Consider the following 717-nt stretch of genomic DNA (forward strand, 5'->3'; position numbering starts at 1 on the left):
GTCCGAGGTGAGGAAGGGGTCCGGGTCGGGCGCCTGGAGGTAGGCCATGAGGAGGTGTTCGAGCGTCGGTACGGCACCCCGGGGCACGGTCGTGGGGTCGGCGCGCAGGATCGTGAACGGCTCGGTGGGCAACTGCGCGATCCGTTCATCGGCCGGGTACGGGTCGTCGGCCGGGACCGCGCAGTGCGCGGCCCGCAGTTCCTCGATGGCACCGGCCAGTCGGACGCTGCCGGAGCTGATGACGGCGACGTAGTCGCACAGGCCGGCGAGTTCGCCGACGACGTGGGAGGAGAGCAGCACCGTGGTGCCGCGCGCCGCGGCCTCGTCCCGCAGCAGGGCGGAGACCTCGTGGCGCACCAGGGGATCGAGGTCGGCCATGGGCTCGTCCAGCATCAGCAGCTCGGGCCGCTTGCCGAAGGCGAGGGCGAGGGCGACGCGGGTGCGCTGACCGCCGGACAGGGAGGAGACCCGCGCCCGCAGGGGTACGGAACCCCCGTCGACGATGCGTACGGCGGTCTCCTCGTCCCAGAGGGGGTTGAGTTCGGCGCCCATCCGCAGGATCTCCGCGACGCGGAAGCCGCGGTAGAGGGGCTTGTCCTGGCTGAGCAGGGCGGTGGTGGCGCGGGCGTGCGAGGAGCCTGCGTCCTGGCCGAAGACGCGGACCCGCCCCGTGGTGGGGGACAGGAGTCCGCCGGCCATCGAGAGGAAGGTGGACTT

General features: G+C 72.8%; 1 protein-coding gene. It reads right to left on the reverse strand.

Annotation, left to right across the window (positions count from 1 at the left end; translation table 11 throughout):
* On the reverse strand, nt 1-717 hold a 717-nt coding region (locus EF918_RS36365), incomplete at both ends, for an ATP-binding cassette domain-containing protein (protein ID WP_148141383.1).

Origin of the sequence: Streptomyces sp. WAC06614 (assembly GCF_003949795.1) — a bacterium.
Classification (GTDB): Bacteria; Actinomycetota; Actinomycetes; order Streptomycetales; family Streptomycetaceae; genus Streptomyces.